Source organism: Halopenitus malekzadehii, from assembly GCF_900108505.1.
Lineage (GTDB): Archaea > Halobacteriota > Halobacteria > Halobacteriales > Haloferacaceae > Halopenitus > Halopenitus malekzadehii.
In genome coordinates, this window is sequence record NZ_FNWU01000002.1 from 1 (window position 1) to 24,124 (window position 24,124).

A 24,124-nucleotide genomic window follows, 5' to 3' on the forward strand; every position below is an offset into this window, starting at 1 on the left:
GTCGGCTCTCGAGCCGAGCCATTCACCAGCTGGCACAGTAGCCAGTTGTTACTATACGTCCACGAACTCGTTCGCCGAGTTCAGTGGGCGTCTGGATCGCACGTATACACGGTCGTCATCGAATCACCCCGGGTGTGAACGGGCGTGTTCGTCGAACCCTTCCTACCCACGGTTTCCCGGGGTAGTGCATCGGTCGTTGCTTCACTCCCGGTTGCGACCGACCCCACTTAAGGGGACGGTTTCAAGCCGGGCGTGGTACATGGACCCGCTGGGATTCGAACCCAGGGCATCCTCCTTGCAAGGGAGGCACTCTCCCACTGAGCTACGGGCCCGCCCACCGTGCGGTGGGCGTGGTGTGTGTCTGTGTGAGCTCGATGGTCCATCGGTGTCCGGCCTGGCGGCGAGGCGGGCGCGGGATCTGCAATACGCTGCAATGAGTGGTGAGCTCGCCCGTGTGGGCGAGTCTCGGTCTGTAGGAGGTGATCCAGCCGCAGATTCCCCTACGGCTACCTTGTTACGACTTAAGCCCCCTTGCGAAGCCCAGATTCGACTCCCTCTCGGGAGCCTCATCCGGACCTCACTCGGGTGCTTTGACGGGCGGTGTGTGCAAGGAGCAGGGACGTATTCACCGCGCGCTGCTGACACGCGATTACTACCGAATCCAGCTTCATGTGGGCGAGTTGCAGCCCACAATCCGAACTACGATCAGGTTTGTGAGATTACCGTCTCCTTTCGGAGTTGGAACCCATTGTCCTGACCATTGTAGCCCGCGTGTTGCCCAGCACATTCGGGGCATACTGACCTACCGTTGCCCGTTCCTTCCTCCGTGTTGGCCACGGCAGTCTCCGTACTGTCCCCAGCCACGATGAGTGCTGCTGGCAAGTACGGATGCGGGTCTCGCTCGTTGCCTGACTTAACAGGACGCCTCACGGTACGAGCTGACGGCGGCCATGCACCTCCTCTCTGTAGCTCGTGGCGAGGTCATCAACCTGACCGTCATTACTACAGTCGATGCTGGTGAGATGTCCGGCGTTGAGTCCAATTAAACCGCAGGCTCCTCCGGTTGTAGTGCTCCCCCGCCAATTCCTTTAAGTTTCATCCTTGCGGACGTACTTCCCAGGCGGCCTGTTTAGCGGCTTCCCTACGGCACAGCACCCGCTCGTAGCGGGGGCCACACCTAACAGGCATCGTTTACGGCTAGGACTACCCGGGTATCTAATCCGGTTCGAGACCCTAGCTTTCGTCCCTCACTGTCGGATCCGTTCTCGCGACGTGGTTTCCCCATCGGCGGTCCGTCCAGGATTACGGGATTTCACTCCTACCCTGGACGTACCCGTCGCGCCTTCCGGTCCCTAGCCGGGCAGTTTCCGCCGGGCGCCCACGCGTTGGGCGCGTGGATTTCCCGACGGACTTGCCTGGCCAGCTACGGACGCTTTAGGCCCAATAAGATCGGCCATCACTCGAGCTGCCGGTATTACCGCGGCGGCTGGCACCGGTCTTGCCCAGCTCTTATTCGTCGACCTCCCTACGGTCGAGAAAAGCACAGGCACTATGCCTGTGCACTCAGGGTCCCCTTATCGCACTGGCGTGCAGTGTAAAGGTTTCGCGCCTGCTGCGCCCCGTAGGGCCCGGAATCTTGTCTCAGATTCCGTCTCCGGGTTCTTGCTCTCACAACCCGTACCGATTATCGGCACGGTGGGCCGTTACCCCACCGTCTACCTAATCGGCCGCAGCCACATCCTTCGGCGCCGGAGCGTTTCGAGCTTTCGCCATTCCAGGCTGAAAGCTGTATGACGTATTAGCCTCAGTTTCCCGAGGTTATGCGTCTCCGAAGGGTAGTTTGGCCACGTGTTACGGAGCTATATGCCACGAGTGTGAACTCGTGCGACTAGCATGGCTAAATCGGACCCTGATAGCAATGGCCTCCGGCAGGATCAACCGGAATGAATTCCTCGTGCGTGATTCCCCGCACGAGGGGGTGGCGGGATGTCGAACGACCAGATGGTCGTTGTCGATCACCGTTGTATTGCATGGTCCGTGCCCGGTGTCGCCGGCAGTGCCGGATGACACCGGACCATCAAGCTCACATCAGATGTCGGCTGACGGCGGACCGCAGAGGCGACATCCTCATTCAGTGTGGACTCGATGATTCAGGCCGACCGGGCATAAACCCGTCGACCTGAGATCGAGTCCGGCGAAGCCGGGCCGAGTTGAACGGCCCGAGTTCGCGTCGCGTTCTTCGCATTACGTTCCGAGTAGTCGCCCATACATAAGGGCGTCGGAACGAGTTATCGACCGACCGCGGAGCGGTCGACCGGTCGGAGCGCCCCGCGGATGGGGCGTCCGTTGCATTTCTGTCGAGGAGTGGTGATTACTTAACGCCGTCGTTCGATCGGCGCCGCGTCACCCGGTTCCATGGGCCGTCATCCCGCCGACCACGGCGACGATATCCGACCACCGGCGGCGGCGATCCGGGCAACGATCTGGGCGACGCATCGACGACGACGACCATCCCGACCGTTCATATGAGAACAACGCTCGTCAAATCCCGATAGAAAGCCGGTAGAAGGCGTTAAAACCGGGTTTTCGGAATCATCGTTTATAACACCGGCGTTTATAAGGGGGGAGCACACATATAAAGGCGAACAATGACGAATCCCGCAGAGTCGATCGAGATTCAGAACGTGGTTGCATCGACGGGGATCGGGCAGGAACTCGACCTGGAGGCGCTGGCGGAGGACCTTCCCGGCGCGGACTTCAACCCGGACAACTTCCCCGGGCTCGTCTACCGGACCCAGGAGCCGAAGGCGGCTGCACTCATCTTCCGATCGGGCAAGATCGTCTGTACGGGCGCAAAGAGCATCGACGACGTCCACGAGGCGCTTGGGATCATCTTCGAGAAGCTTCGAGATCTCACCATCCCGGTCGAGGACGACCCGGAGATCACGGTCCAGAACATCGTCTCGAGTGCGGACCTCGGACACAACCTGAACCTGAACGCGCTGGCGATCGGCCTCGGGCTCGAGGACGTCGAGTACGAACCCGAACAGTTCCCCGGGCTCGTCTACCGAATGGACGATCCTGACGTGGTCATCCTGTTGTTCGGCAGCGGGAAGATCGTCATCACCGGCGGGAAACACACCCACGACGCCGAGGAGGCCGTCGAGGAGATCGTCGATCGCATCGAGGATCTCGGTCTCCTCGGATAGCACGGCCTCGAGACGGGTCCGGATCGATGATCGGCGACCGACGGCGACGATCCGCCGTAATACCTTTGAGAGTGGACGTCGATGGATCAGGTAGTGGCATCCCGACGAGACGGATCGGGAGCCGGCAAGGCTCTCGATATCGTTCCGGGCGCCCCTGCGGGCGCGAACGAGGGGGCGTCCTCGGCATCGCACGCACGCCGGTCCGCGGTCGATCCCCCGGTCCGGGATCCGACCGCGTACGCGTTCACCGACCACTTTCTCGACCGCGTCACCCAACCCGGACGGTACGTGACCTTCGATGCGGTCCGTGAGGCGATCGTCCACGGACAGCTTCGGTGGAGCACCACCGACGGCTGGCGGTTCGCGTACACCGACGATGGGGTTCGATACGTGATCGTCGTCGAGGACACGGAGACACCGTCCCCGGTCGTCGTCACCGGGTGGACGGAGATCGTCGACCCGGAAGCCGCGCGTACCGCCCGTCGGTTCGACGCGACCGACGTGGAGACGATCGAGCTTCGGTCGGCGCTCAGCGCTCGGTCGGAGGAACGGATCCCCGACGAGATCCGTCCGCGGGAGGTCGATCGACCCTTCACAGTCGGAAACCACCGGGTTCGAACCGACATCGGCGACGGATACGTCGTGTGTGCGGACTGTAACGGTCGGTTTCGGTCGAAGGCGACGCTCACGACGCGTCACTGTCGGTAACGACACTCAATGAGCCCCGGCGACTCCTCGGTACCGAGCCGGCACGCATTTGCGCGAGCGCCACCATCGATCACCGGATGAGCGACGGCACAGACGAGCAGGACGCCGACGGAACGGCGGTCGCCGAAGAGTCGATCTCGCGGGAGACGTTCTTCGACGCGTTACAGGCTGAGGGGCGACCGGTGGCGACGGCCCAGCAGGTTGCTCGCCGGCTCAGTGTGACGCAATCGGCCGCACGCGAGGGGCTCGATCGGCTGGCGTCCGGCGGGGACGTGGCTCGCGTCGACGTGGAGTCGGATCCGGTCGTGTTCTATCCGGCACGGTGGAACGACCTCGCGGCCCGCGAGCGAGTCGTCACCTTCCCGACCCGTCGGGAGATCGTGGTCGACCAACCGACACAGTACACACGCGCGCAGCTGTCGCAGTTCGCGCACCTCGTCGACACCTCGGGGACCGATCCCGGGACACGCGGGTACCTCTACCGGATTCGTCAGGAAGACGTCTGGGCAGCGCCGTTCGACGACGTGTCGGGGCTGCTCGCGAGCCTTCGGTCGGTACTGCCGAACAGACACGACCATCTCGAGGAGTGGATCCGCGACCAGTGGAAACGCGCGCACCGATTCCGGCTGTACACCCACGAGGAGGGCTACGTCGTCCTTGAGGCGGCCAGCGAGTCCCTGCTCGGCACGGTCGCCGAAGACCACCTCGCCGAGGACCACCTGCGGGCGCCGATCTCCGAGACGGAGGCGTGGGTCAACGAGTCGGCGATCGCCGCGATCAAGCGATCGCTCTACGAGGCCGGCTATCCGGTCGAGGACGACAGGGACCTCGAGGAGGGGGATCCGATCGACGTCGAACTGGCGGCGGATCTTCGGGACTACCAGGAGGGGTGGGTCGAAACCTTCCTCGAGAAGCGTTCCGGCGTCTACGTCGGCCCGCCAGGGTCCGGAAAGACGGTCGCGGCGATCGGCACGCTCGCGGCGGTCGGCGGCGAAACCCTGATCCTCGTTCCCTCACGCGAGCTGGCCGAGCAATGGCGAACGGAGCTGCTCACGCACACGACCCTGGACGCCGAACAGATCGGCCAGTACCACGGCGGGGAAAAGGCGATCCGGCCGGTGACGATCGCGACCTACCAGACCGCCGGGATGGACCGCCATCGACAGCTGTTCGACACTCGGGAGTGGGGACTGATCGTCTACGACGAGGCTCACCACATCCCGAGCCCGGTCTTCTCGCGGTCGGCGGACCTGCAGGCGAAGCACCGACTGGGACTGTCGGCGACGCCGGTCCGGGAGACGGGCAACGAGGACGAGATCTACACCCTCATCGGGCCGCCGATCGGCGCCGACTGGGACGCCCTGTTCGAGGCCGGGTTCGTCCAGGAGCCCGAAGTCGAGATCCGGTACGTCCCCTGGCGCGATGACGACGCGCGCAACGCGTACGTGAGCGCGGACGGGCGCGAACGATACCGGCTCGCCGCGAGCAACCCGACGAAGGCCACGGAGATCCGCAGCCTGCTGGAGGCGCATCCGGGCAAGAAGGCGCTCGTCTTCGTCGAGTATCTCGATCAGGGCGAGCGGATCGCCGAGGCACTCTCGGTCCCGTTCATCAGCGGCGAGACGCGCCACGCCGAGCGATCCCGCCTGTTCGAGGCGTTCCGCGAGGGCGACCGGCACGTGCTCGTCGTCTCCCGGGTCGGCGACGAGGGTATCGATCTCCCGAACGCGGAGCTCGCGATCGTCGCGTCCGGGCTCGGCGGGTCGCGCCGTCAGGGCGCACAGCGAGCCGGCCGAACGATGCGTCCCACAGGGTCGGCGCTCGTGTACGTGCTCGCGACGCGCGGATCCGCCGAGGAGGAGTTCGCACAGCGGCAGATGCGTCATCTGGCACAGAAGGGGATCCGCGTTCGAGAGACGACCGTCGATTCGTGACCGGTCGTCGCCTCATCGAGCGAGGCGACGTCGTCGCTGCCCGACCCACCGTCACCGCCTGCGGCGCCGTCACTCCGCCGACTCGTCGATCACGTACCGCAGCGGCTCCTCGTCGACGAGCCGTGCGTCACCGGTCGCAACCAGATCCGTGAGGTGGCTCGCGGCCTCCCCGGCACCCATCTTGGCGTGGATCCCGTACAGCTCGCCGAAGAGGTCCTCCGCGATCTCCCACGGCGTCGCGGGATCCGGCGATCGCTCCGTCAGCGCATCGCGGACGTTTCCTCGACGTTCGCCGTGGTGATCCCGGATCGTTCCGATCCGATCGTCGAGATCGAGCGGCGTGCCGTGTCCCGGATACGCCGTCGTCGTCTCCGGGTCATACCGATCGTCAAGCCGGTCGAGCGTTCGGCGATAGGTCGACAGTGGATCCTCGAGGCGCGTATCTCCCCCGCCGACGTTCGGCGTGTACGTCGCGAGGACGGCGTCCCCGACGAAGAGGGCGCTCCGATCGTCGTCGCGCTCGCGCGTCTCGCCTCCATACGTATCGCTCTCGTGATCACCCTGGTCGGCGATTCGGTCGTGGAACGCGACGTGCCCACGCGTGTGCCCGGACGTGTCGATGACCTCCAAACCGGCAATGACGTCGCCGTCGTGAAGGTCGGACACGGGCGTTCGATCGGGCATCGGTGAGGGCGTGTCGCCGTCGACGACCGCCTCGACGGTCTCGTCGGGAACGCCCCAGTCTCGGAGCGCAGCCGCGTCACGATCGAGGCGACGATCGCGCGCGGTCGCGTACTCCCGGACGAGCGGGGCGTCGTCGGAACCCATCCACAGCGTCGCGTCGGCTGCGTCAGCGATCCGCGGCGCCGATCCGGCGTGGTCGACGTGCCAGTGAGTGACGAGGACGTGCTCGAGGTCTTCGAGGGCGAGACCCGTGTCGTCGATCGCCGACAGGAGCGTCTCGAAGGCCGCCTCACCGGGCGGGCCGGGGTCGATCAGAACGCCGCGCTCGGGTAGCAGGTACGCGCTGTTGGCTCCCTCCGGACTGCCGGCTCCAAACCCGATACGGACGACGTCGGCAGTCATCGTGGCGATCCTCCAGGCGTGGGAAACGGCATAGTCATTAGCCGGCTGTGGGTTCGCGAACGGGTTACGCCTGTCGACCGAGGCGTTGACCGGGACCGCGGTCCGCCCGGTTTCGACGGTGCGATCGACCCACGGGGACGGGACGAAAGAGAACCCTTAAGTCCGGGTCGTCACCTACGTTGGACCGTACCGGACTTAGCTCAGCCTGGTAGAGCAGCCGACTGTAGATCGGCTTGCCCCCCGTTCAAATCGGGGAGTCCGGATCCTTCGTCTTCCAAACCGGTAGCAGCTCGCATCCGTCGACCAGTCTCCACACAGCCACGGTACCCACACGATGGGGCCGATGGGCAAGAGATCAGTTGGTAGTCGGGACGTGACCAGGGATCGGGTTCCCGACGACGGTCGTCCCAGCACGTTCCCTCGCGACACGGCAAAGCGCCCCACGGCGGCCGTGAAACGGAACTGTTTTAATTCGGTCAATCATACCGATGGATGCGTTCAGACGAACGCGCTACACGCTCCGATGGTGTAGTCCGGCCAATCATATTGCCCTCTCGAGGCGATGACCTGGGTTCGAATCCCAGTCGGAGCATCCTAATCCGACTACCTTCTTGCGGTTTTGGCCTGCGTAGGCCAGCTATGATCGACTCAACGCTCAGACCAAGCAAATTCGAAGGATTCACACACAGCCACGCAGTCTTGCGATTTTCCGATTTCGCCGGGCTATCCGGTTCGCAGGAACCAGAGACGACATCGGTGCAGTCGTGCGATTCCGCAATTTGCCCACTGAAACCGGATTCGCAGGGTCGACTCCAAAATCGAAGGACGGTGGTCAGTTTATGATCGACCTCGATGACTACCCTGTCGTCACGGAAAACTCTGAAGAATTCCTCAATCATCGACAACTGCTGGACTATCGATCCGAGCGCGAAGAGTGCCTTCGCTGGTTGCTCACGTTCGGGAAGAAGCCCACCGAAGCAGTCGGCTACGCGAAGGGAACTGTGAAACCCCGTTGCTACCGGATGGATCGATTCTATCGGTACGTCTGGGAGCTCGAAGGCGGCTATACGGTGAATCTCACTCACGACCACGCCGACTCGTGGATGAATCATCTCGCTCAGCGTGACGTGAGCGCGGCCCACAAGCGGAACTGCCAGAAGGCACTCCTTATGCTATACAAGTGGCTCCATCACGAACGAGGGCTCGGCGAGTGGGAACCCGAGTTCCGATTCTCCGCCGACAGTAGTTCAAAGCCACGCGACTACCTTACGAGAGATGAACGACGCGCCATCCGTGACGCTGCCTTGGAATACGGATCTGTTCCATCGTACAATAACCTCACTCCCTCGGAACGTGATCGTTGGAAACAATATCTCGCCCAGCGGTTCGAGAAACCCAAGTCCGAAGTGACTCCTGAAGACTGGGACCGCGCGAATGGCTGGAAGTTTCCGTCTCTTGTCTGGGCCAGTCTCGACACTGGACTCCGTCCGATAGAAGTCGAACGGGCTGCGGTATCTTGGGTCGACACCGACAATAGCGTGTTACGTATCCCGAAGGAAGAGAGCGCGAAAAATAGAGAACATTGGGTCGTTGGAGTGAGAGATAAAACAGCTGAAGTCCTCTCGAAGTGGTGCCAACAACGACAAAATTACCCAGAGTACGATGATACTGACACCCTCTGGCTGACTCGTAAACAGAACCCGTATGGGAAGTCAGCGCTTCGTGGACTATTGCACCGGTTATGTGAAATTGCCGGCATCGAGATTGAGCATCGACAGATGAGCTGGTACACGATACGTCACTCTGTTGGCACTTATATGACGAGAGAAGAAGATCTTGCGGCAGCGCAGGCTCAGCTTCGTCATCGCTCCCCCGAGACGACGATGAAGTATGATCAAACGCCGGTTGAAGATCGACGAGATGCTCTAGATCGGATGGGTTGACATCCCCCTCCGTATACACGCGGAAGAGGATGTCAAGAAGGAAAAGCTGGGCGTGCGACCGGAAGGTCGCCGCCCAGTGCTCTGTCGGAAACACAGCTCATCATCCGACTGCCCAGTGACCAGATCCAAGAAATCACGTCTTACAAGCAGCGCTGCGTACGGTGAGATCTTCACCACGTGTTCGTCGCTCGTGTCGAACTCATCCAAGTTGTACTGCGTCTTCAGCTCACGGAACAACACCTCAACTCCCCACCGACAGCGGTAGATCTGCGCCAAACACAGATCGTTATTCACACGAGATCGATAGCCGATGCGAACTGATTCGTCAACTACTGTTCACAGCGGGTGAGGATGTTACTCCTGTTGAAACAATTAGGTTGTTCTCACGTATTTCTCCATATTGTTCAGAACGTTAGGTTGTTCTCGCTTTACTGTAGAGCATACAGTTTTGACTTGATGACAGAACTCACACGGCGAACTGCGATACGAGTTTGTAGCGGCTCAGCACTTGCGCTGATCGCTGGCGATGGGATACTCACCAATTCGTCTTGTTTCTGACGAGGAAACCGGTATGTCACGCAGCGACTCAGGTGGACTTTTCCACGCAGTGAAGCGAATGTTCTCCCCAGTATCAGCTTGGGCACCCCAATCGTGGGTTGTTCAGCCACGGCCACGTACTGCTGGGTATATTCTGATATTGGCGACTGGGACCGGCCTCAGTGTCACCGGTGCCCTGCTACCGGTTCATTTGTCGTGGTGGTGGCTCGATACCGCTGGGCACGTAATTGGAGGATTCACGCTTACACTCGGGTTGCTGATTCTGTTTTCCCGAATGTACACCGCAATTGGCGTCGTGATACTCTCACTCCTTTGGGAAGCAATTGAATGGAGCATTGGGTACCCGTTTCACGTCACACCTCTCGATACAAAGTTAGACCTACTTGCTGGATGGAGTGGATTAACTGTCGCACTTCTCGGTACAATACTCTATCAGTCTCTCGTCGATCGTATACGTCTTTGACATCCTTCCCCCCAAAGGGCGAGGATTCTCTGTACTTGGGCCGTGACGGATGAAGGATATCAAGCCACGTTCGACACCCCAGTTCGAGTTTCTAATGGATACTTTGAAGTGCCAAGAATCGCATTACTCCGGTACGGTCAGGTCGGAACGGAGCGGATTCCGAACGACCTTCGGAGGTCGGTCGAGAGAGCTTTGCTCTCTCGTGATGACGAAAATTGAAAATTTTCGAACCACGGCCGACCCGCTCTCGTAACGAGGTAGTATCCGAAACGCCGACGCGGTGAACGCGAATCTTCGAAGGGTTCGTCTTGTACCCGTCGGCCTATGCAAGCCTAACGATAACTTCGAGTCCCGCGACGTGTCAGCGACTCCCTACTAGCACAAACAACAGATGGGAGTCAACGACGCTGAAGAAAGGAGTAACGGTCACTTGGCATAGCCAGACAGCCACCGACCACGACGGCTGGGTTAGCTGCGAACTCCCGTCAAGTGGCGGAGTCGTGGTTGCAAACCTGAAACTCTCACCGCTCGGGATTCCGCCGCCTGAAAGCGGGGGAGGATGTCAAGAGTATTCGCGTACTACACGCTAGTGAGAATGGATGAGGTTACCAATGCGTTGTACGTGGGATCGATCGACGATGCTGGCGACCAGTCACGACTTGCGGAGCATCGCATCTCGGTGATTATTTCACTGACGTTTGCGGAACCCGAAACTGGCTTTCCGCCTGACGTGACCGTTGTACGTCTCCCGATGATGGATGGTCCCCAAAATGATCACCAGACATTTGTCAGAGCTGTCAATGAAACACTAACCAGGTGGGAAGCAGAGAACCGTGTGCTTGTCCACTGTTCAGCTGGTGCATCACGGAGTCCGGCGGTTGCTGCGACTGTCGTCTCACTATCGACTGACCGAACGCTGGAGTCTGTCTTCCAGCAACTGAAAGAGGAGCGTGCTGCGGTTGAGCCGCACGAAGCGCTGCTTCGACAGGCTGCCAGTGTCTCCAACCGTGGTAGAGAATACGTCGAACAAGCCAAGAGAACGCGGGACTAACACACTCATCGATCATTCTTCGTCAATGTCATCAACGGGTGATATCCCAACGCTCGGGAATCATCGCCCTTCAGGGCGGAGAGGATGTCAAAACCAATATATCTTATAAGAAAACTCCAAATTCACCTAACCGCGCTGATGATGATAAACACACCTGGTTCTTGTGGGTTCGAAGTAGGTGCACCCGCTCGGTAGTGATTCGCTCGCGCAAGCGCTCGTCAGAAATAGTTGAGCATTTAACCATTCCCCCGCCAGATAACACAGTCCCCCGAATGGTCGACGTCCTCCTCGTGGAAGACACCGATATGCAGCGCGCACTCCTGCGCGGGTTTCTCACCCCCGAACACACGGTCGTGGGGGTCGCCGAGACCGGCGAGGAGGCGATCCGCAAGGCGGACCGCACCGCCCCCGACGTGGTCGTGATGGACATCGACCTGCCCGGCACCGACGGGATCGAGGCCACTCGGACGATCAAACGGGCCAACCCTGAGGTCGCGGTCGTGATGAGCACCGCGATGGTGACCGAGGAGATTCGCGACCGCGCCACCGACGCCGGGGCGGACGCCTACCTCACCAAACCCTTCAGCAAGGACGACCTGCTCGCCACGATCGACGAGGCGTGTGCACGTTGACCGTGGTGAATACTACCGCCCAACACCAACGCTACACGCCAACACACCGAACCCTTCAAACCCTCGAATTCGGCACGTTAGGGTGCCCTAACTAGCCGATACCGGACATTAGGATCCTCTAACTACTGGGTAGGCCGGGCTTACAAAGGGGGTAGGGGTAGATGTATGATATAGAGACGCCGGCCGGGGGCACCGACGCCCGCCGCGCTGACGCGTACACAAGGAGATAACAACTATGGCACGACCCAAAGGAAAGCTGCTTGCGCTGGTATTGGTCTTCGGAGCGATCACGGTCGTCACGGCCACGGGCGCATTCACCACGGTGGAGGCGGAACGGACCGCCGAAGTGAACGTCGCCGGTGACGCGAACGCGCTCGTCGGGCTCGAACCCGGTAGCGGTGCTGGGGCAGACGGATACGTCGACGATAGCGGAGATGAGATCCAGATCGATTTGTCGGGGGGAAGTGACTCTCAGGGTGTGAACCTGAACGCCACAACGGAGTTCGATAACATACTGCAGATATCGAACAACGGCGAGAACGAGGTCAACATCTCCGTCAACACGAACGGTGACAATGAGCAGTACGTGAGCGTGTACAACGGAACGGACTACGACGACAGCTCACAGGAGATCACGAACGGAACGAACAACGCCACCGTGCCGTCCGGAGAGATGATCGAAGTGTCCATCCGGATCGACATCACCGGAGATGACACGCTCTCGAAGAACGATGAGCTCCTCAGCAACATCGAGATCGTCGCCGAGAGCACGGGTAACTAACCCAGTCTCCCCTCACAACGATTCGGCTCGCCCTCACTGAGCGACGTTCGGTATCACGTCTCTCCTGACGGAGGACGGTTCATTACACCACCACTAGCCACCACGCCACAATGAAACTCCGCTCCATCACCGCCGCGCTCGTCGTACTCTTCGCGCTCGGCGCGGTAGTGGCGACCGGAGCGGTGCTGGGGACCGCGGGCTCGCCGACGGAGTCCCTTTTTAACGGCGAGCCGGACGTCGAATTCGGCGCGGCCAACGGGACGAACGGGAACTACGTCGTGAGCGACGACGACGGCGAGCTCCGGATCGACCTCACGGATCCGGGCGTGAACGCGGAGGCGTACACGACCGTCGACCGGGTCTTCTACCTGCACAACCAGGACACCCAGGACGTCCTCGTGTGGGTGACCCACGACGGCGGCGAGCGGGTCTCGATGGCGAGCGACGAGGGCGGCCGGCCGATCGAGGGCGAGGAGAACGCGGTCACGCTCGCGCCGGGCGAGCGCGTGGTCGTGAACGTCGGCCTGGACAGCCGGGGGATCGAGGAGGGCGACCGGCTCCTCACGAGCGTGACGATCCACACCGGCTACGAGCTCGAGGAGGAGGTCGGCGACGGCAACGACACCGACGAGAACGCGTCCGACGGCGGCGGTGGCGTCGGCGGAGGCGGTGGCGGCGGTGGCGGCGTGCCGGACGAGGAGACCCCGGAAACGACGCCCGGCGAGGAGGGCGAACGGGACGAACCGGGTGAGGAGGGCGAACAGCCCGAGGGCGACGCGCCCGGCGAGGACGTGATCGACTCCGAGACCGGCGTGGAGGTCGAGTTCGAGGGCGAGACGGAGGATGGAACCCCCGACGTGGACGGCGGTGAGGGATCCGACGCCGATGCCGGGATTACGGTCCGTGAACTCTCGAACGAGGACCTCGATGCGATCGACGCCACCGCCAGGGACGGCAACCCGCGAGCGGTGATCTCGACGGCGGAGGACGAGGACGGCGACGGCGTCAACGACGAGAGTGACGACTCCGAGGGGGACGCGATCGACCTCGCGGAAGGCACCATCGTGACGAACGTCGGGAAACCGGCCCGGCTCTCGGGCGAGCGGTCGACGATCAGCGTTTCGAGCGGGGTGACGGAGCAGGACCGGATCGTGCGCGCAGTGGACATCGAGCCCCCCGAGAACCGCCGGGACCGGCCGGCCACGGTGCGGCTGCGCGTCGACCGCGACCGGTTCGGCGACGCCGACCCCTCGGGCGCGACCCTCGGCCACCGGACCGAGACCGGCTGGGAGCTGCTCGACACCACCGTGACGGAGACGACCGAGGACTACGTGGTCGTGTCGGCGCGCACGCGTAGCTTCTCCCCGTTCGCGGTCTTCGTCGACCCGGACGTCACCTACCAGTGGACGCTGCCGGACGGGACCACCCAGAGCGGCCGAGTGCTCGAGTACACCTTCGCGGAGCCGGGCCAGTACGATGTCGGACTCACCGTCCGCGACGCCCTCGGCCGCGAGAGCTCGACCACCCGGACGGTCATCGCCAACGACGTGCCGACCGCCGAGGTCTCCGCGGAGTACGACCGGGCGGCCGAGGTGGCGACCCTCACCGCGGACGTCGAGAACGAGGTCGGCGACGCGACGGTGACTTGGACGTTCGCCGACGGGACCACGAAGACCGGCAAGACGGTTACCCATCCCCTCGAGCCCGGCGAGCACGTCGTCGACGTGCGCGTGGCAGACGAGTACGGAGCCGCCACGGAGACCACCGAGCGCGTCGCGGTCGCGACCGGCTGGTCGGTCGTCTCCGAGCTCTCGGCGCTGGGCATCGGCAGCACGATCGTCTGGCAGACGCTCCTGTCGCTGACCGCCCTCGGCCTCATCGTCGCCGCCTACCGGTACCTCCCGTGGGGACGCATCATTCCCGAGGGTCGCGGCCCGCGGATCACGGTCCTCGAGGATCCCCGGGTGACCCTCGAGACGAACCGGTTCGAGATCGGCGCGCTGACCGTCGTCGATCCGCAGGTCGCGCTCGACACGATCTCGATCGATATCGTCGACGAAGAGGGGACGGAGATCGTCCGCAAGCGCCTCGAGATCGTCGGCGATCGCGAGTACACGGCCGAAGACGAGACGATCGTCGTGCCGCCGGGAACCGACCTCGACCCCGAGGGGAACTACCGGATCCGGGTGACCGCCCGCAACGTGCGCGACCGGACCGGGTCGCTCGAGGGATCGTCGATCCGGATCGTCTCCACGCTCACGGACCCGGTGCCGGCGGTTTGATCCGGCGGTTTGCTCCCCGCGGGGAGACCGGCCACTGCGGACCTGTCGATCTGGGTCAGCGGTGACCGGACGTGGTCCGATGGTCGTTCCCGATGAGCTACCAATCGCTGAATATCTACATTATATTAGCGGCTTCCCGTTTGACCTCTGGTAGTGGGTGCACGTATTTTTCAGCAGAGGCCCGGCTCTTCTGCCGAAGTTGATCAGCGACCACCTTGAGACTCTTCGTCTCAGCGAAAACATATGTTCCAATACTGTGCCGAAACGAGTACCAGACCAGATTTCGACCCTGGCTTTTGATTCCGGCTTCATCCATTAGGTTCCGAAGAAGGTCATTCAATGTCCCGGATGAGTATGGGTTCCCCTTGCGAGTTAGCCAGATCACATCGCGCCCATCGTACAGTTCCATCAACTCGCGCTGGTCTAACCATTTGTCCAACGCGAGGGCACCTTCATCAGTCAAATCAGCCCGCCAGTGCGTATCATTCTTCGGAGCTTCACCCTCCGGGATATAGATTGTTTTTTCAGATGGTTCGTACCACTGGACTTTCATCCTACCAACAAGGTCGGGACGCCATCCATGACTGCGTGCTGTCCGGATGAGGGATGGGATATGCCAATCGTTATTGATTCGGTCCCAATCATCGGGGACAACTGTCTCTTTTGGCTTTCCGAGTTCTTGTGCGATGTGTGCCTTCCAGCGGTCGCGTTCGTCAGGTGTTAGATTATTGTAGCTTGGGATGGATTTGTACGTAAGCGAAGTTTCCCACAGTTGCTTTAATTCAGGTCGCGTGAACGGATCCGGCTTGTTCTCCTTTTTCGCTTCGGCATCTGAAAACTCGTACTCTGGAGTCCAGTCGACATTCTGGAACTCAAACCAGTTCCTCAATGCGTCATTGAATTTTCGCTTCGATCCCTCTGCGTATGGTTCACCGTTACCCTTGCAGAATTCGTCTACCTCGAGTGCGCGATTAACTTTGTCAGCGTCATCGGTCGTGATCTCTGTCTTTATCTCGTGCTGGTTCCAGAACCACTTCACAGCTCGGTGAACGCGGTAAACCCGCTTCTCAACTGCAGTATCAGCATATCCGACTTTCTTCTTAGGGTTCTTGCCTTCTTTCTGGAGATAGTTAGCGAACCGAGCAAGTTTCGCGGAGTATATCTCAGACTGACGATTGTTGAGCAGTGATAGCTGCTCAGAAGAGATGACTTCTGATTGATCCCCCGGATTAGAGCTCACAGAGAACCACCTGCAGGCGTGTCTGGCCCCTCTAGTGATTCGAGAATGCGGTGGTTGAGACCAACCAAGAGGACTAACCTTATTTTCCCGCTCCGATACTGGTTCGTCATCGAACTGTGCCGCGGTATTATCCAGGGTGGTTTAAAACTCAGGCTTATACTCAGTATCCACCCAAGATACTGAGCGAAATCATCTACGTACGAGTGATCGAATAACACCTACTCTGTCTCTTTAGAGCCTGAAACCCCGATAAATGACTGTTTCGTTTAATTCATCGGTGTATTCCCTACGTGGGCCAATCTGCGGATTACTGTCACAGAATTAGCAACTGGTGCTATCAGAAATGCACAAAACCGAAAGAAAGCGTAGATATCAGTTGGAAATTCGGATACGTGAGGACAGATTACGTTCCGTGCTGCGTTGCTACTGCTGCCAAGAGTTCCTACAGTTGAGTCAGAACATCACGATGTGACTGCACGTGCAATATGGACCAGATCGATCTCGTATCCTTCAGTTATCCCCATCTGGATATGGTGATCTGTCTTGTCAGAATGTCTTTCCATTATTGCTGAATACGTCTCAGTGACTTCCTGAGTTTGATTTGAATCCCGTGAATCATCTACAATCAGCATCTCATCAATTCCATCACAGTCGTCGCAGAGAACGTATACCAAGGTCTTTTGACCCGGATCCACCACATCAACTCCACACCTGCTATCCGAATCAATCTCATTACAGTTCGTCATAAGCTGAATAACTCTCCTGATTTACGTTCAGACGCTTCGGTCTCGCTAATTTCACTCACATTCAGTTCGTGTAGCTCGGAACAGCCCTTTCCTGGACAGCCTCTAACTCCTGATGGATACACTCCGCTTTCCTGGTCATAGATCCACTCAATCGTCGCCAAACACTTCTGGCACTTGTACGTAATTAGATGCGGCATATCTTCCACTCCGTTATATTGTCATTCTTACTGTGGACGGTACTGAGGGCGTCCGGAGCGAGTAGATCGTTCGAGTCAACCATTCGATACACACTGAGCCAAACGGGGTGGAATGCCTTCAGCAATTGCCGATTGAGTCTTACTGAGACCTCGGTCCGCCGAGGCTGTGTTCAGAGAGAGACTCGTCAAAAAGCAACTGCGCGACAGGAGATGTGATTGCGACAGTTGTTGCCAATGCTAAGAAGTTCCGGTCAGGACGTATCTTTTTCTGATCTGATTGATATTCGATCACACCTAGACTATCAAGCTTTGGGAGATGCGTCTGAATCAACGCAGTATAGACGTTATGGTACCTTGACCCGGTCGCAGAATCCACGCCCGTGTCCTCTTCGACAGCGACGATTTCACGGGCCAGTTGACTTGCGTCTATCATTTCTACCTCATCCGCACTGTCATAAGATAAATGCCGGTTTGACGACAGCATCCGGTCTGCGATGAGTGCGACGATTAATCGTCGACGCGAGGCACGAAGTGCATGGTGCAGTGCCGATAGTGATGGATCAATGTAGCACTTGGGCTGAGGAGTTCGTTGCATTATTCGCTCACCCCTGATGGCGAATTCATAATGTTGATCGCTTGCTCAATGCCGAGGAGCAGAGATTCAAGTTGGTAGACACCGACCTCTGGCTGAACCTTCTTTCCACGTTCGTCGTAGGTTATCACACCAGCTTCGTCAAGTTTCGATAAGTGGTGTTGGATCAGGCTGATATACACCGTCTTTCGATCCGTAGACTCGTTGAAGGTATCCTCAGCGATGTGCTCGGCAACGTCACCAACTGGAATCTGGGGGGTCTCATCCCCGTCGTGGTCACGAACCAGGGCTGCGAGGATGAAAATAAACCGGCGGCGGCGCTTAGAGCTGATGATTTCGTAGACATCGTCTAGATTAAGGCTATACTGTTTATGTTGATCCGGCTGATCACAATCGTGGCTATCACCGCAAACGAACGCGGTCTCACCAGTACAGAGTTGTTTACAGGTCTCTACATCTCGATTGATCGGAACGCCGAATTTTTCACGATCGGCGTGCGTAGTGTCGTCTGCCGTCATACTCGGCGGCACAGGGGTCGGTGCTAGGACACCGGCCCCGGCTTTCTACCGAGGCATCCTGCGCCTATCTGTGTCGACACTCAGTTATCAACTTAAACATACGCTTTTCAGATATGTGGTAGCATCTGGATGGTTTCGTGACACTCTCCAAGACCAGTCGGCCCCACTGCTGAAATTCGTAGCCAAGATCGCGGCACTCTGTGTTAGCGTTAGGCTGGTTGCTCGACGGACTTGTCGACTTGGCGTGCGTGCCGGATGTATGCGTCCAGCCGCTCGAAGAGGTCGGACCGCTGTTTGATCACGGGTTCGAGCTTCCGCAACGCTTGGAGATCCCGGGCGGTTACCTCACCGTCGACGATCATATCCAGCAGGTTCGCCTCTTCGACGATCGCCGGTGTTGCTTGGATCTCCAGCGCGTCAGCGGGGATCGCAGTCCCGCACCAGATACATTCGTCTACGTGGCGCTCTGTCCAGCGGCCACACCCTTCACAGCGCACCGGCGCGATGTTCGTCGTCTGGGCCCCGGGATCGATGTCAACGCCGTCAGCAGCGGCGATACGCTCCTCGGAGCTTTCGTCGAACTTGACGATGTAGTGACGGGGTGAATCTGACTCGCGTGCCCAGCCAAACCGGCGCTCAAGATCGACCTGACTGATGTAGGTCTTCGCGGCGAGATCGCTCGCCCGACTCCGGCGGCAGTGCTGGCCGGTCAGTTTCTTCTGGATATCCGTCTTCTCTTTAGCCGTATCGAAGGGCTTGGTGAACTGGTTGTAGGAGATGCGGTCGTAGACATCTCCGTATCCCGACCGTATGTTGGCCCACAGGGGCATCTCGGGTTGGAGCCCGCCATCGACATTGTGGCCGGGGTGGTTTTCGATCCACTTCACGAGGAATGGCGCACCCGGATGCATATGGACCTCTCGGCTGCCAGTCTTCGTGTCCTCTGGAATTGATAACCGGACAAAGCCGTCCTCGACCTCAACCTCTTCGATCATTAGCTTGTGCAGTTCGGTTTCTGGACGGCCACCGGCAGACCAGCACGTTGCGACTATGGCCTTGTCGCGGATGTTATTCTGGACTTGAATAGCCTTGATCACCTCGGTGGGGTACCGCAGCACGTTCGACGCTTTCGGTGTTGGATCCGCGGGCCCGTTGTTCAGGGTGAGCTTCTCAAACCGATCGGGCTGGTCATCGCCGGGGGTCATCACCTCGCCCCAGATCTTGAAGCAGGCGTAGCGCGTATCCAGCGAGTTCTTCAAGTAGTGGTCATCCATCCAGTCGGCGACAGCATCAACGGCCTGCTCGCCGTCCTCACCGTCCAGGAGTGTCTCCTCAAGAGCGACATCAACGTGTTTGCTCGTGAGGATCATCGTATCGAGCAACGTTAGGATTCGCGCCTTTCCGAAGCGGTTTTCGTCGCGGTTGATTGTTTGAATCCGGTTGTAGAATTCCAACAGTATACCCCGGTCACGGTCGTCGATCTCGGGGTCTGTACTGCCGTCCGACCCAGCATCTGGGTCGATCCGGACGATACGCTTTTTTATTTTCCTCTGTTTACTCACCATGGCAGCGCACCTCTTGGAACCAGGCTCGCGCTTCACCACGGCGTGTGGATGTTCGATACATCTGCACGCCAACTTATCGCTTGCTAATGTAAAAAACTTAGTAGCACCAGTCATAATACTGAAACAGAGGGTACTCCCTCTTCTTGGTTGATTCTATAACGGGGTTAGAGAGACTTTCCTGTACATTTCGCCGAAAAACGCACATCACTCCTTGGACTAGCTACTTATAAACCATCTCTTGACTTATTCTAATGATTACCTATTTATACCCTATGGAAGTCTGGGTTTTTTAATGTATCATCTGAAAGCTGCGCTGGTCGACGAAAGCCGGGCATCACGGCTCGAGAGCGTCCTTTCGAGGACCCAGGTACCGACGCTCGCTAGGAAAGCAACTGAGGCGTGCCGTCACTCTTTCCCCTAAAACACAAGTACCAGCCGCCATACGTTTCGTCTATTATGACCGAGCAGAGTGTATGTGAGTGTACACCCGTGGTAGGGACACGGTTTGAGGATGAACGCGGACGTCCTCCGTCTCTGGCAATTATCGAAGCGGTGGCAGCAGCCGAGGGTGTCGACCCACTGGAACTTGACGTACTGTCCGACACGATCGATTTAGAATCGATCGACAAGTTACTCAAAGGCTCCGACGGTACGCCGATTCATATCCAGTTCTCCGTTAATGAGTGGGACGTTTTTGTTCGTGATGACGGTGCTATCCGGGTATGTGACTCAAACCAGGTAACCGATCCCGCATCGGTGTTCGAAAAACCGGTCCGTGATTGATGGGCACTCTTCAGCGACCGGCTGTTTCATCCCGCTTTGTGTCTGAAGAATAGAATTCCAATAAGTTGGTCATCAGGATTGAATCATACCGCTACATACAACATCTACCTTACAGCTCCTCAAGGAGGCTAAATCCTTCAGTCACGAGCGTATTAGCCTCTTCTAGGTTGCCTGCTTCGGCTTCCCGTGCGCCTTGGACGAAGTTGTCGAACGCTTCGATAACTGTTTCCGCAGTTCCTATCAGTCGGATGCTTTCCTCGTTGAGATTTTGCGGGAGATGATCGTTATCGACGGCAGCCTCGAACTCAGACTTCGCTTCCGTGGCTCGTTCCTGGCCGGTCTCCCACTCTTTACGAGCCTCGATAAATTCCTCATTCTCGTAGTGTCCTTGTCCGGCTTCCAAGTGAACGAATGCGAGGTGTATGTTTTCATAGCCAAGTGCATAGCTTTCGGCTCCATCGAGTGCCCGTCGATCTTCAAGATCAAGGTGGTCGAGTGGGTCGCCCGTGTATTCAAGTTCCGGCTCGTCGAGCGCTCCAGTATCGATTTCCGAGAGAAGGATACCCATATCTTCGATCACGGTTCGAGCGTCTTCGAGTACAGCCTGCGCTTCGACGAAGCTATCGGCGGCTCGTTGGTGGAGTTCGTTATCCCCGAACGATTGTGCTTCTGAGATCACCTGAAAGAAAACGTTCACGCTCTCGTAGTACGCTAAGCTCAACTCCTGAAAATCAGCGACGAGTCGCGCTTGATCAATTCGGATGCTGAGAGTAGTCGACTGCTCTGTGTTTTCTTCAGCAGCGGCAAGCTCTTCACGAGCTATCGTCACTCTTTCTTGAAGGAGGCTTACACGATCAGGCTCGAACGAACTTGCTGCCCACTCATCTAGTTGCTCTTTGTTCTCGACGAGCATCTCTGTTGCAGCCTCAAAGTGCGTTACCGCTTCTTGGTTTGGTGTGGGAGAGACAGTCGGAGAAGCAGTCTCAACGCTTGTTGGAGTATCCCCGCTACTGTCCCCACCACCGTTACACCCGGCAGTAACGCTACTTACCCCTATGGCAAGAACGGAAAGGTATTCTCGCCGTTTAGTCGAGATACTCATACCCTACATCACAATTATTAATTATATAAATTTACCGTGTGTTACTCAGAATTCTGTTGATCAAATACAAGCACGATCATACGTCTGATTCAGCGGCGCAAACTCGGAACCGAAGACCGTGGATCGTTCAGTACAAAAGGGGAAATTCAGCACCGACAGCGGAGTAACTCCAACTGACCGAATCAGGCATCCGGGTCGACTGCGACATAATTGTAAGACTGATAATAGTGAAAAATTTCAATAGATAGCCTGTCTAAATTGCGTTTATGAGTGGTGGGAGAAATCCAGAGGAATTAGCGGACGCAGCTGAGGGGGATATTGACAGTGATAGCCTCTCGAAAACAGGGAGTTTCGGAGGAACGTATCTGTACGACCAACCATTAATGGAGTATCTGGAGGGTGACGAACGACCAGCCTATCTGCTTCGGAGTCTAAATCAAGATCTTGAAGTTGACGAAGATGGAGCGAGTCGGGAGATTCCTGAGACCGGTGAAGAGGGTGGTTCCGAGGGGCGTCGCTATCTGCTTGCCACTGATCAACGATTGCTCTACGTGGCGGGGCAAGAAGAGGGCGATAGAGTTCGGGTATTCGACTACGATGACATCACTGCCGTCGATTGGGATGAATCATTAACTGCGGGCACGCTTTCGTTCACCGATTCGGATGGAGCTACGTACCGCTTTTCCACTAGCGGGGACGCACCGGAACTCCCTGGGACAGCCGATTACATCCGCCAGCAAGCTCCCGCAGTTGACCCGATGGACTCACGAGCTCCCGATAGGGAATGGAATCCGTATCTGGCAGCCGGCCTTGCGCTTCTGTTTCCACCGCTGGGATACCTCTACACACGAGAGATTTGGATCGCATTTGCAAGTTCAATAAGGGTTGTTCTGTCTTACATCGTGATACTCGTGGTAGGAGCGTACAACGCTTTTGTTGGGTCGTTCATTATCCCCGGGCTACTTCCACTACTTACCGCTTTGCTTGTCATTGCCGTATTTCTATACTTTCACGTTGGTCTCGCTAGAGAGGTATACCGTGACACGATTGCACTGAACAACGGCCGCCGTGAGCACACTGTTATTGATGATGCGATGGGCGGATTTGAGGAGAATGATTGAGTGCCACAGTAGACTTTTTCGGTAATCTGCTCTGTTGACTCCGATGACTGCGGCCGAATCGGTGGGTTAGTGTGCAGCGGTTGAGCAGGTGTCGGCGACAGATGACGAGTCGGAACGGGGTTTCGCTCTCCAAAATCATCCCGCCGATCGAAGTCCGAGTATGTGAATCTACCACCACGGAGTCAGCTGGTCCTGTTTTCACCTCCCGCTCCCCGTGAGTCTGCGGATTCAACAGAGCATTACAGTCACTATGCGAAACAATCACGGGAAATAGACTAGTCCGCGCTAGACAGAATCCGAATACCGCGTATCGATCACACGCCCCCATCCACGGACGAAGAGGGTTAGCGATTCAACTACTCGTAGTAACTTACGCGTTCAACAACTTCTGCGAAGGCGACATTCTCACGTACATCAGTGATCTCGATAGTGACGCGTTCGCTCTGTTCAGTGTCGGGAACGATAACGACGAACCCGCGATCAACACGGGTGATTCCGTCGCCTTGATCACCAATGTTTTCGATTTCCACGGTCCGTTGTTCGCCTTCCTCGACGGGGGGTTTCTGTGGTGGTTGCTCAGGCTGTGGAACGGTGTCAGTGTTGTCGGCCTCGTTGGTTGCGGGTGCTGGTAGAACAGCCACACGGTACGTTTCGTCTGCTTGTAGGTCGCCAAGACGGAGTTCTTGCTCCGGTACCTCAATCACATATGACCCATTACGCTCTTCGACCGTGCCCGAGAACAGACACCGAAGTTCCTCTGAAATCTCCATTTGTAGACCTTACTCCGGATACGCGACGACGAACACTTCACTCTGCTGTCTGCTCCGGGGCTACAACGTTCTCACACGCTGGACACTCGGTCCACACGCCCTCGGTGCCGTCGTCCTTCTCGTACTCAACAAGAATCCACGGTTCCGAGATGCCCTCACCACATTCCGGACAGCGACCGAGGACTGATTCGTCAGCATTCATGGAAAGGGGGTGGAAGGAGCGTGTGACAGCGGTCCTTCCAAATGAATGTCAATCGGCCTTCAAGATAAGCTTTTGGCAGCTTTGCGGGTCGAACGCGTCGGATTTCTGGAAGGATACTGATTACCAGTAGCATTAACTCACAGTCACCAAAACTTCGGAACCCAATGAGTGTCCGCGCAGTACTGACTCGGCTACTGCCCGGTGACCAGACAGAGGTAGTCGTGGAATGCCGCCAGTGCGGTGAGACTCTTGCGTCAGGCGCAGACGAGTGTCCCAAATGTGGGTCAGATGAGATGGAGCGTTTCCAGATTTCAGAGTAGCCTGCAGATACAACCACGCTTCATCACGAACCAAATACGGGGGACTGCATCGGGTTGCTTTTAAACAACTCCCCTCATTCCGGTTTGGATATTGTGATGGTCCGTGAACGCCCTCCGCGCTGTCTGTTGATTCGCTGGATACTTAGAGGGGTTTTAGGGTGATAAATCTGGGGGATTACCCTATCGAGACTAGCGTCTGTTGGAGTATTTAATCGACGGTTTTGACCGGGTTCTTATCAGATTCTACACATTATTCTGGGCGCTCTCAGGAAGGTATCAGAGTGGTGTTGCAGACGGGTTACCAGGTGCCGTCTATAGCAC

At 58.2% G+C, this 24,124-nt stretch carries 19 protein-coding genes, 3 tRNA genes, 1 rRNA gene and 1 pseudogene; 12 read left to right on the plus strand and 12 right to left on the minus strand.

Annotated elements, in window-relative coordinates:
- Positions 1-260: 260 nt before the first annotated feature.
- Together BLW38_RS05445 and BLW38_RS05450 are read right to left on the minus strand one after the other, a co-directional pair.
- Positions 261-332: transfer RNA gene (locus tag BLW38_RS05445), tRNA-Ala, on the minus strand.
- Positions 333-474: 142 nt separating this feature from the next.
- Positions 475-1,945 (minus strand): 16S ribosomal RNA (locus tag BLW38_RS05450).
- A gap of 703 nt (positions 1,946-2,648) precedes the next feature.
- Between BLW38_RS05450 and BLW38_RS05455 the strand changes: the two genes are divergently transcribed.
- The 3 genes from BLW38_RS05455 (at position 2,649) to BLW38_RS05465 (ending at position 5,851) form a co-directional block, all read left to right on the plus strand.
- Positions 2,649-3,209, plus strand: coding sequence for a TATA-box-binding protein (locus BLW38_RS05455; protein WP_092815717.1), 561 nt, complete (start codon positions 2,649-2,651; stop codon positions 3,207-3,209).
- A gap of 93 nt (positions 3,210-3,302) precedes the next feature.
- Entirely contained in the window at positions 3,303-3,917 is a 615-nt protein-coding gene (locus BLW38_RS05460; protein WP_245710080.1) for a hypothetical protein, read from the plus strand.
- A 77-nt stretch (positions 3,918-3,994) separates the two neighbouring features.
- Positions 3,995-5,851 carry a DEAD/DEAH box helicase gene (locus BLW38_RS05465; RefSeq protein WP_092815720.1) on the plus strand — a complete coding sequence of 619 codons (1,857 nt, stop codon included), beginning with the start codon at positions 3,995-3,997 and terminating at the stop codon, positions 5,849-5,851.
- 69 nt (positions 5,852-5,920) lie between these two features.
- Here BLW38_RS05465 and BLW38_RS05470 read toward each other — a convergent pair whose 3' ends face one another.
- Positions 5,921-6,937, minus strand: a complete 1,017-nt coding sequence (locus BLW38_RS05470; RefSeq protein WP_092815723.1) for an MBL fold metallo-hydrolase — start codon at positions 6,935-6,937, stop codon at positions 5,921-5,923.
- A 189-nt stretch (positions 6,938-7,126) separates the two neighbouring features.
- Here BLW38_RS05470 and BLW38_RS05475 point away from each other — a divergent pair.
- From BLW38_RS05475 to BLW38_RS05485, 3 genes are all read left to right on the plus strand, one after another.
- A tRNA-Tyr gene (locus BLW38_RS05475) sits at positions 7,127-7,200 on the plus strand.
- Between the two features lie 254 nt (positions 7,201-7,454).
- Positions 7,455-7,529: transfer RNA gene (locus BLW38_RS05480), tRNA-Glu, on the plus strand.
- A 247-nt stretch (positions 7,530-7,776) separates the two neighbouring features.
- Positions 7,777-8,880 (plus strand): tyrosine-type recombinase/integrase, encoded by a 1,104-nt coding sequence (locus BLW38_RS05485; RefSeq protein ID WP_092735372.1) that lies wholly within the window; start codon positions 7,777-7,779, stop codon positions 8,878-8,880.
- 28 nt (positions 8,881-8,908) lie between these two features.
- Here the strand turns inward: BLW38_RS05485 and BLW38_RS05490 are convergent.
- A pseudogene (locus BLW38_RS05490) lies at positions 8,909-9,156 on the minus strand (transposase); the annotation flags it as partial.
- Positions 9,157-10,496: 1,340 nt separating this feature from the next.
- On the opposite strand from BLW38_RS05490, the gene BLW38_RS16795 reads away from it, so the two are divergent.
- The 4 genes from BLW38_RS16795 to BLW38_RS05510 all read left to right on the plus strand — a co-directional run bounded on the left by BLW38_RS16795 (position 10,497) and on the right by BLW38_RS05510 (position 14,647).
- Complete coding sequence (locus BLW38_RS16795; protein ID WP_394327076.1) at positions 10,497-10,952, plus strand: dual specificity protein phosphatase family protein; 456 nt, start codon at positions 10,497-10,499, stop codon at positions 10,950-10,952.
- Positions 10,953-11,224: 272 nt separating this feature from the next.
- Entirely contained in the window at positions 11,225-11,584 is a 360-nt protein-coding gene (locus BLW38_RS05500; RefSeq protein ID WP_092815729.1) for a response regulator, read from the plus strand.
- Between the two features lie 235 nt (positions 11,585-11,819).
- Positions 11,820-12,365, plus strand: coding sequence for a DUF1102 domain-containing protein (locus BLW38_RS05505; RefSeq protein ID WP_092815732.1), 546 nt, complete (start codon positions 11,820-11,822; stop codon positions 12,363-12,365).
- Between the two features lie 110 nt (positions 12,366-12,475).
- A complete protein-coding gene (locus tag BLW38_RS05510; RefSeq protein ID WP_092815735.1) occupies positions 12,476-14,647 on the plus strand; it encodes a PKD domain-containing protein in 2,172 nt (723 codons plus the stop codon).
- A gap of 115 nt (positions 14,648-14,762) precedes the next feature.
- Here BLW38_RS05510 and BLW38_RS05515 read toward each other — a convergent pair whose 3' ends face one another.
- The 5 genes from BLW38_RS05515 to BLW38_RS05525 all read right to left on the minus strand — a co-directional run bounded on the left by BLW38_RS05515 (position 14,763) and on the right by BLW38_RS05525 (position 19,505).
- Positions 14,763-15,887: a tyrosine-type recombinase/integrase gene (locus BLW38_RS05515; RefSeq protein ID WP_092815738.1), complete on the minus strand. Its 1,125-nt coding sequence runs from the start codon at positions 15,885-15,887 to the stop codon at positions 14,763-14,765.
- 461 nt (positions 15,888-16,348) lie between these two features.
- On the minus strand, positions 16,349-16,633 hold the full coding sequence (locus BLW38_RS15660) for a hypothetical protein (protein WP_143040799.1): 285 nt from the start codon (positions 16,631-16,633) through the stop codon (positions 16,349-16,351).
- Positions 16,634-16,969: 336 nt separating this feature from the next.
- Complete coding sequence (locus tag BLW38_RS16920; RefSeq protein WP_449404965.1) at positions 16,970-17,425, minus strand: DUF7344 domain-containing protein; 456 nt, start codon at positions 17,423-17,425, stop codon at positions 16,970-16,972.
- On the minus strand, positions 17,425-17,940 hold the full coding sequence (locus BLW38_RS05520; protein ID WP_092815741.1) for a DUF7344 domain-containing protein: 516 nt from the start codon (positions 17,938-17,940) through the stop codon (positions 17,425-17,427). Before BLW38_RS05520 ends, BLW38_RS16920 begins: the two co-directional genes overlap by 1 nt.
- Positions 17,941-18,149: 209 nt before the next feature.
- Complete coding sequence (locus BLW38_RS05525) at positions 18,150-19,505, minus strand: tyrosine-type recombinase/integrase (RefSeq protein WP_177167438.1); 1,356 nt, start codon at positions 19,503-19,505, stop codon at positions 18,150-18,152.
- A 456-nt stretch (positions 19,506-19,961) separates the two neighbouring features.
- On the opposite strand from BLW38_RS05525, the gene BLW38_RS15670 reads away from it, so the two are divergent.
- The gene (locus tag BLW38_RS15670; protein WP_143040801.1) at positions 19,962-20,288 is read left to right on the plus strand and encodes a HalOD1 output domain-containing protein; all 327 of its coding nucleotides are present in this window, start codon (positions 19,962-19,964) and stop codon (positions 20,286-20,288) included.
- 109 nt (positions 20,289-20,397) lie between these two features.
- Here BLW38_RS15670 and BLW38_RS05530 read toward each other — a convergent pair whose 3' ends face one another.
- On the minus strand, positions 20,398-21,390 hold the full coding sequence (locus tag BLW38_RS05530) for a hypothetical protein (RefSeq protein ID WP_143040802.1): 993 nt from the start codon (positions 21,388-21,390) through the stop codon (positions 20,398-20,400).
- Positions 21,391-21,656: 266 nt separating this feature from the next.
- Between BLW38_RS05530 and BLW38_RS05535 the strand changes: the two genes are divergently transcribed.
- The gene (locus BLW38_RS05535; protein WP_092815750.1) at positions 21,657-22,511 is read left to right on the plus strand and encodes a PH domain-containing protein; all 855 of its coding nucleotides are present in this window, start codon (positions 21,657-21,659) and stop codon (positions 22,509-22,511) included.
- Between the two features lie 356 nt (positions 22,512-22,867).
- Here BLW38_RS05535 and BLW38_RS05540 read toward each other — a convergent pair whose 3' ends face one another.
- Entirely contained in the window at positions 22,868-23,281 is a 414-nt protein-coding gene (locus BLW38_RS05540) for a TRAM domain-containing protein (protein ID WP_177167439.1), read from the minus strand.
- A 37-nt stretch (positions 23,282-23,318) separates the two neighbouring features.
- The gene (locus tag BLW38_RS16175) at positions 23,319-23,483 is read right to left on the minus strand and encodes a DUF7837 family putative zinc-binding protein (protein WP_177167440.1); all 165 of its coding nucleotides are present in this window, start codon (positions 23,481-23,483) and stop codon (positions 23,319-23,321) included.
- Positions 23,484-24,124: the final 641 nt, after the last annotated feature.

What these genes read in the sequence shown, in the direction of transcription:
- BLW38_RS05485 (WP_092735372.1), top strand. Translation starts at nt 7,777, where the DNA reads ATGATCGACCTCGATGACTACCCTGTCGTCACGGAAAACTCTGAAGAA.
- BLW38_RS15670 (WP_143040801.1), top strand. Translation starts at nt 19,962, where the DNA reads ATGACCGAGCAGAGTGTATGTGAGTGTACACCCGTGGTAGGGACACGG.
- BLW38_RS05510 (WP_092815735.1), top strand. Translation starts at nt 12,476, where the DNA reads ATGAAACTCCGCTCCATCACCGCCGCGCTCGTCGTACTCTTCGCGCTC.
- BLW38_RS05535 (WP_092815750.1), top strand. Translation starts at nt 21,657, where the DNA reads ATGAGTGGTGGGAGAAATCCAGAGGAATTAGCGGACGCAGCTGAGGGG.
- BLW38_RS05455 (WP_092815717.1), top strand. Translation starts at nt 2,649, where the DNA reads ATGACGAATCCCGCAGAGTCGATCGAGATTCAGAACGTGGTTGCATCG.
- BLW38_RS05505 (WP_092815732.1), top strand. Translation starts at nt 11,820, where the DNA reads ATGGCACGACCCAAAGGAAAGCTGCTTGCGCTGGTATTGGTCTTCGGA.
- BLW38_RS05525 (WP_177167438.1), bottom strand. Translation starts at nt 19,505, where the DNA reads ATGGTGAGTAAACAGAGGAAAATAAAAAAGCGTATCGTCCGGATCGAC.
- BLW38_RS16175 (WP_177167440.1), bottom strand. Translation starts at nt 23,483, where the DNA reads ATGAATGCTGACGAATCAGTCCTCGGTCGCTGTCCGGAATGTGGTGAG.
- BLW38_RS16795 (WP_394327076.1), top strand. Translation starts at nt 10,497, where the DNA reads ATGGATGAGGTTACCAATGCGTTGTACGTGGGATCGATCGACGATGCT.
- BLW38_RS05465 (WP_092815720.1), top strand. Translation starts at nt 3,995, where the DNA reads ATGAGCGACGGCACAGACGAGCAGGACGCCGACGGAACGGCGGTCGCC.
- BLW38_RS05500 (WP_092815729.1), top strand. Translation starts at nt 11,225, where the DNA reads ATGGTCGACGTCCTCCTCGTGGAAGACACCGATATGCAGCGCGCACTC.
- BLW38_RS05470 (WP_092815723.1), bottom strand. Translation starts at nt 6,937, where the DNA reads ATGACTGCCGACGTCGTCCGTATCGGGTTTGGAGCCGGCAGTCCGGAG.
- BLW38_RS15660 (WP_143040799.1), bottom strand. Translation starts at nt 16,633, where the DNA reads ATGACGAACTGTAATGAGATTGATTCGGATAGCAGGTGTGGAGTTGAT.
- BLW38_RS05540 (WP_177167439.1), bottom strand. Translation starts at nt 23,281, where the DNA reads ATGGAGATTTCAGAGGAACTTCGGTGTCTGTTCTCGGGCACGGTCGAA.
- BLW38_RS05520 (WP_092815741.1), bottom strand. Translation starts at nt 17,940, where the DNA reads ATGACGGCAGACGACACTACGCACGCCGATCGTGAAAAATTCGGCGTT.
- BLW38_RS05530 (WP_143040802.1), bottom strand. Translation starts at nt 21,390, where the DNA reads ATGAGTATCTCGACTAAACGGCGAGAATACCTTTCCGTTCTTGCCATA.
- BLW38_RS16920 (WP_449404965.1), bottom strand. Translation starts at nt 17,425, where the DNA reads ATGCAACGAACTCCTCAGCCCAAGTGCTACATTGATCCATCACTATCG.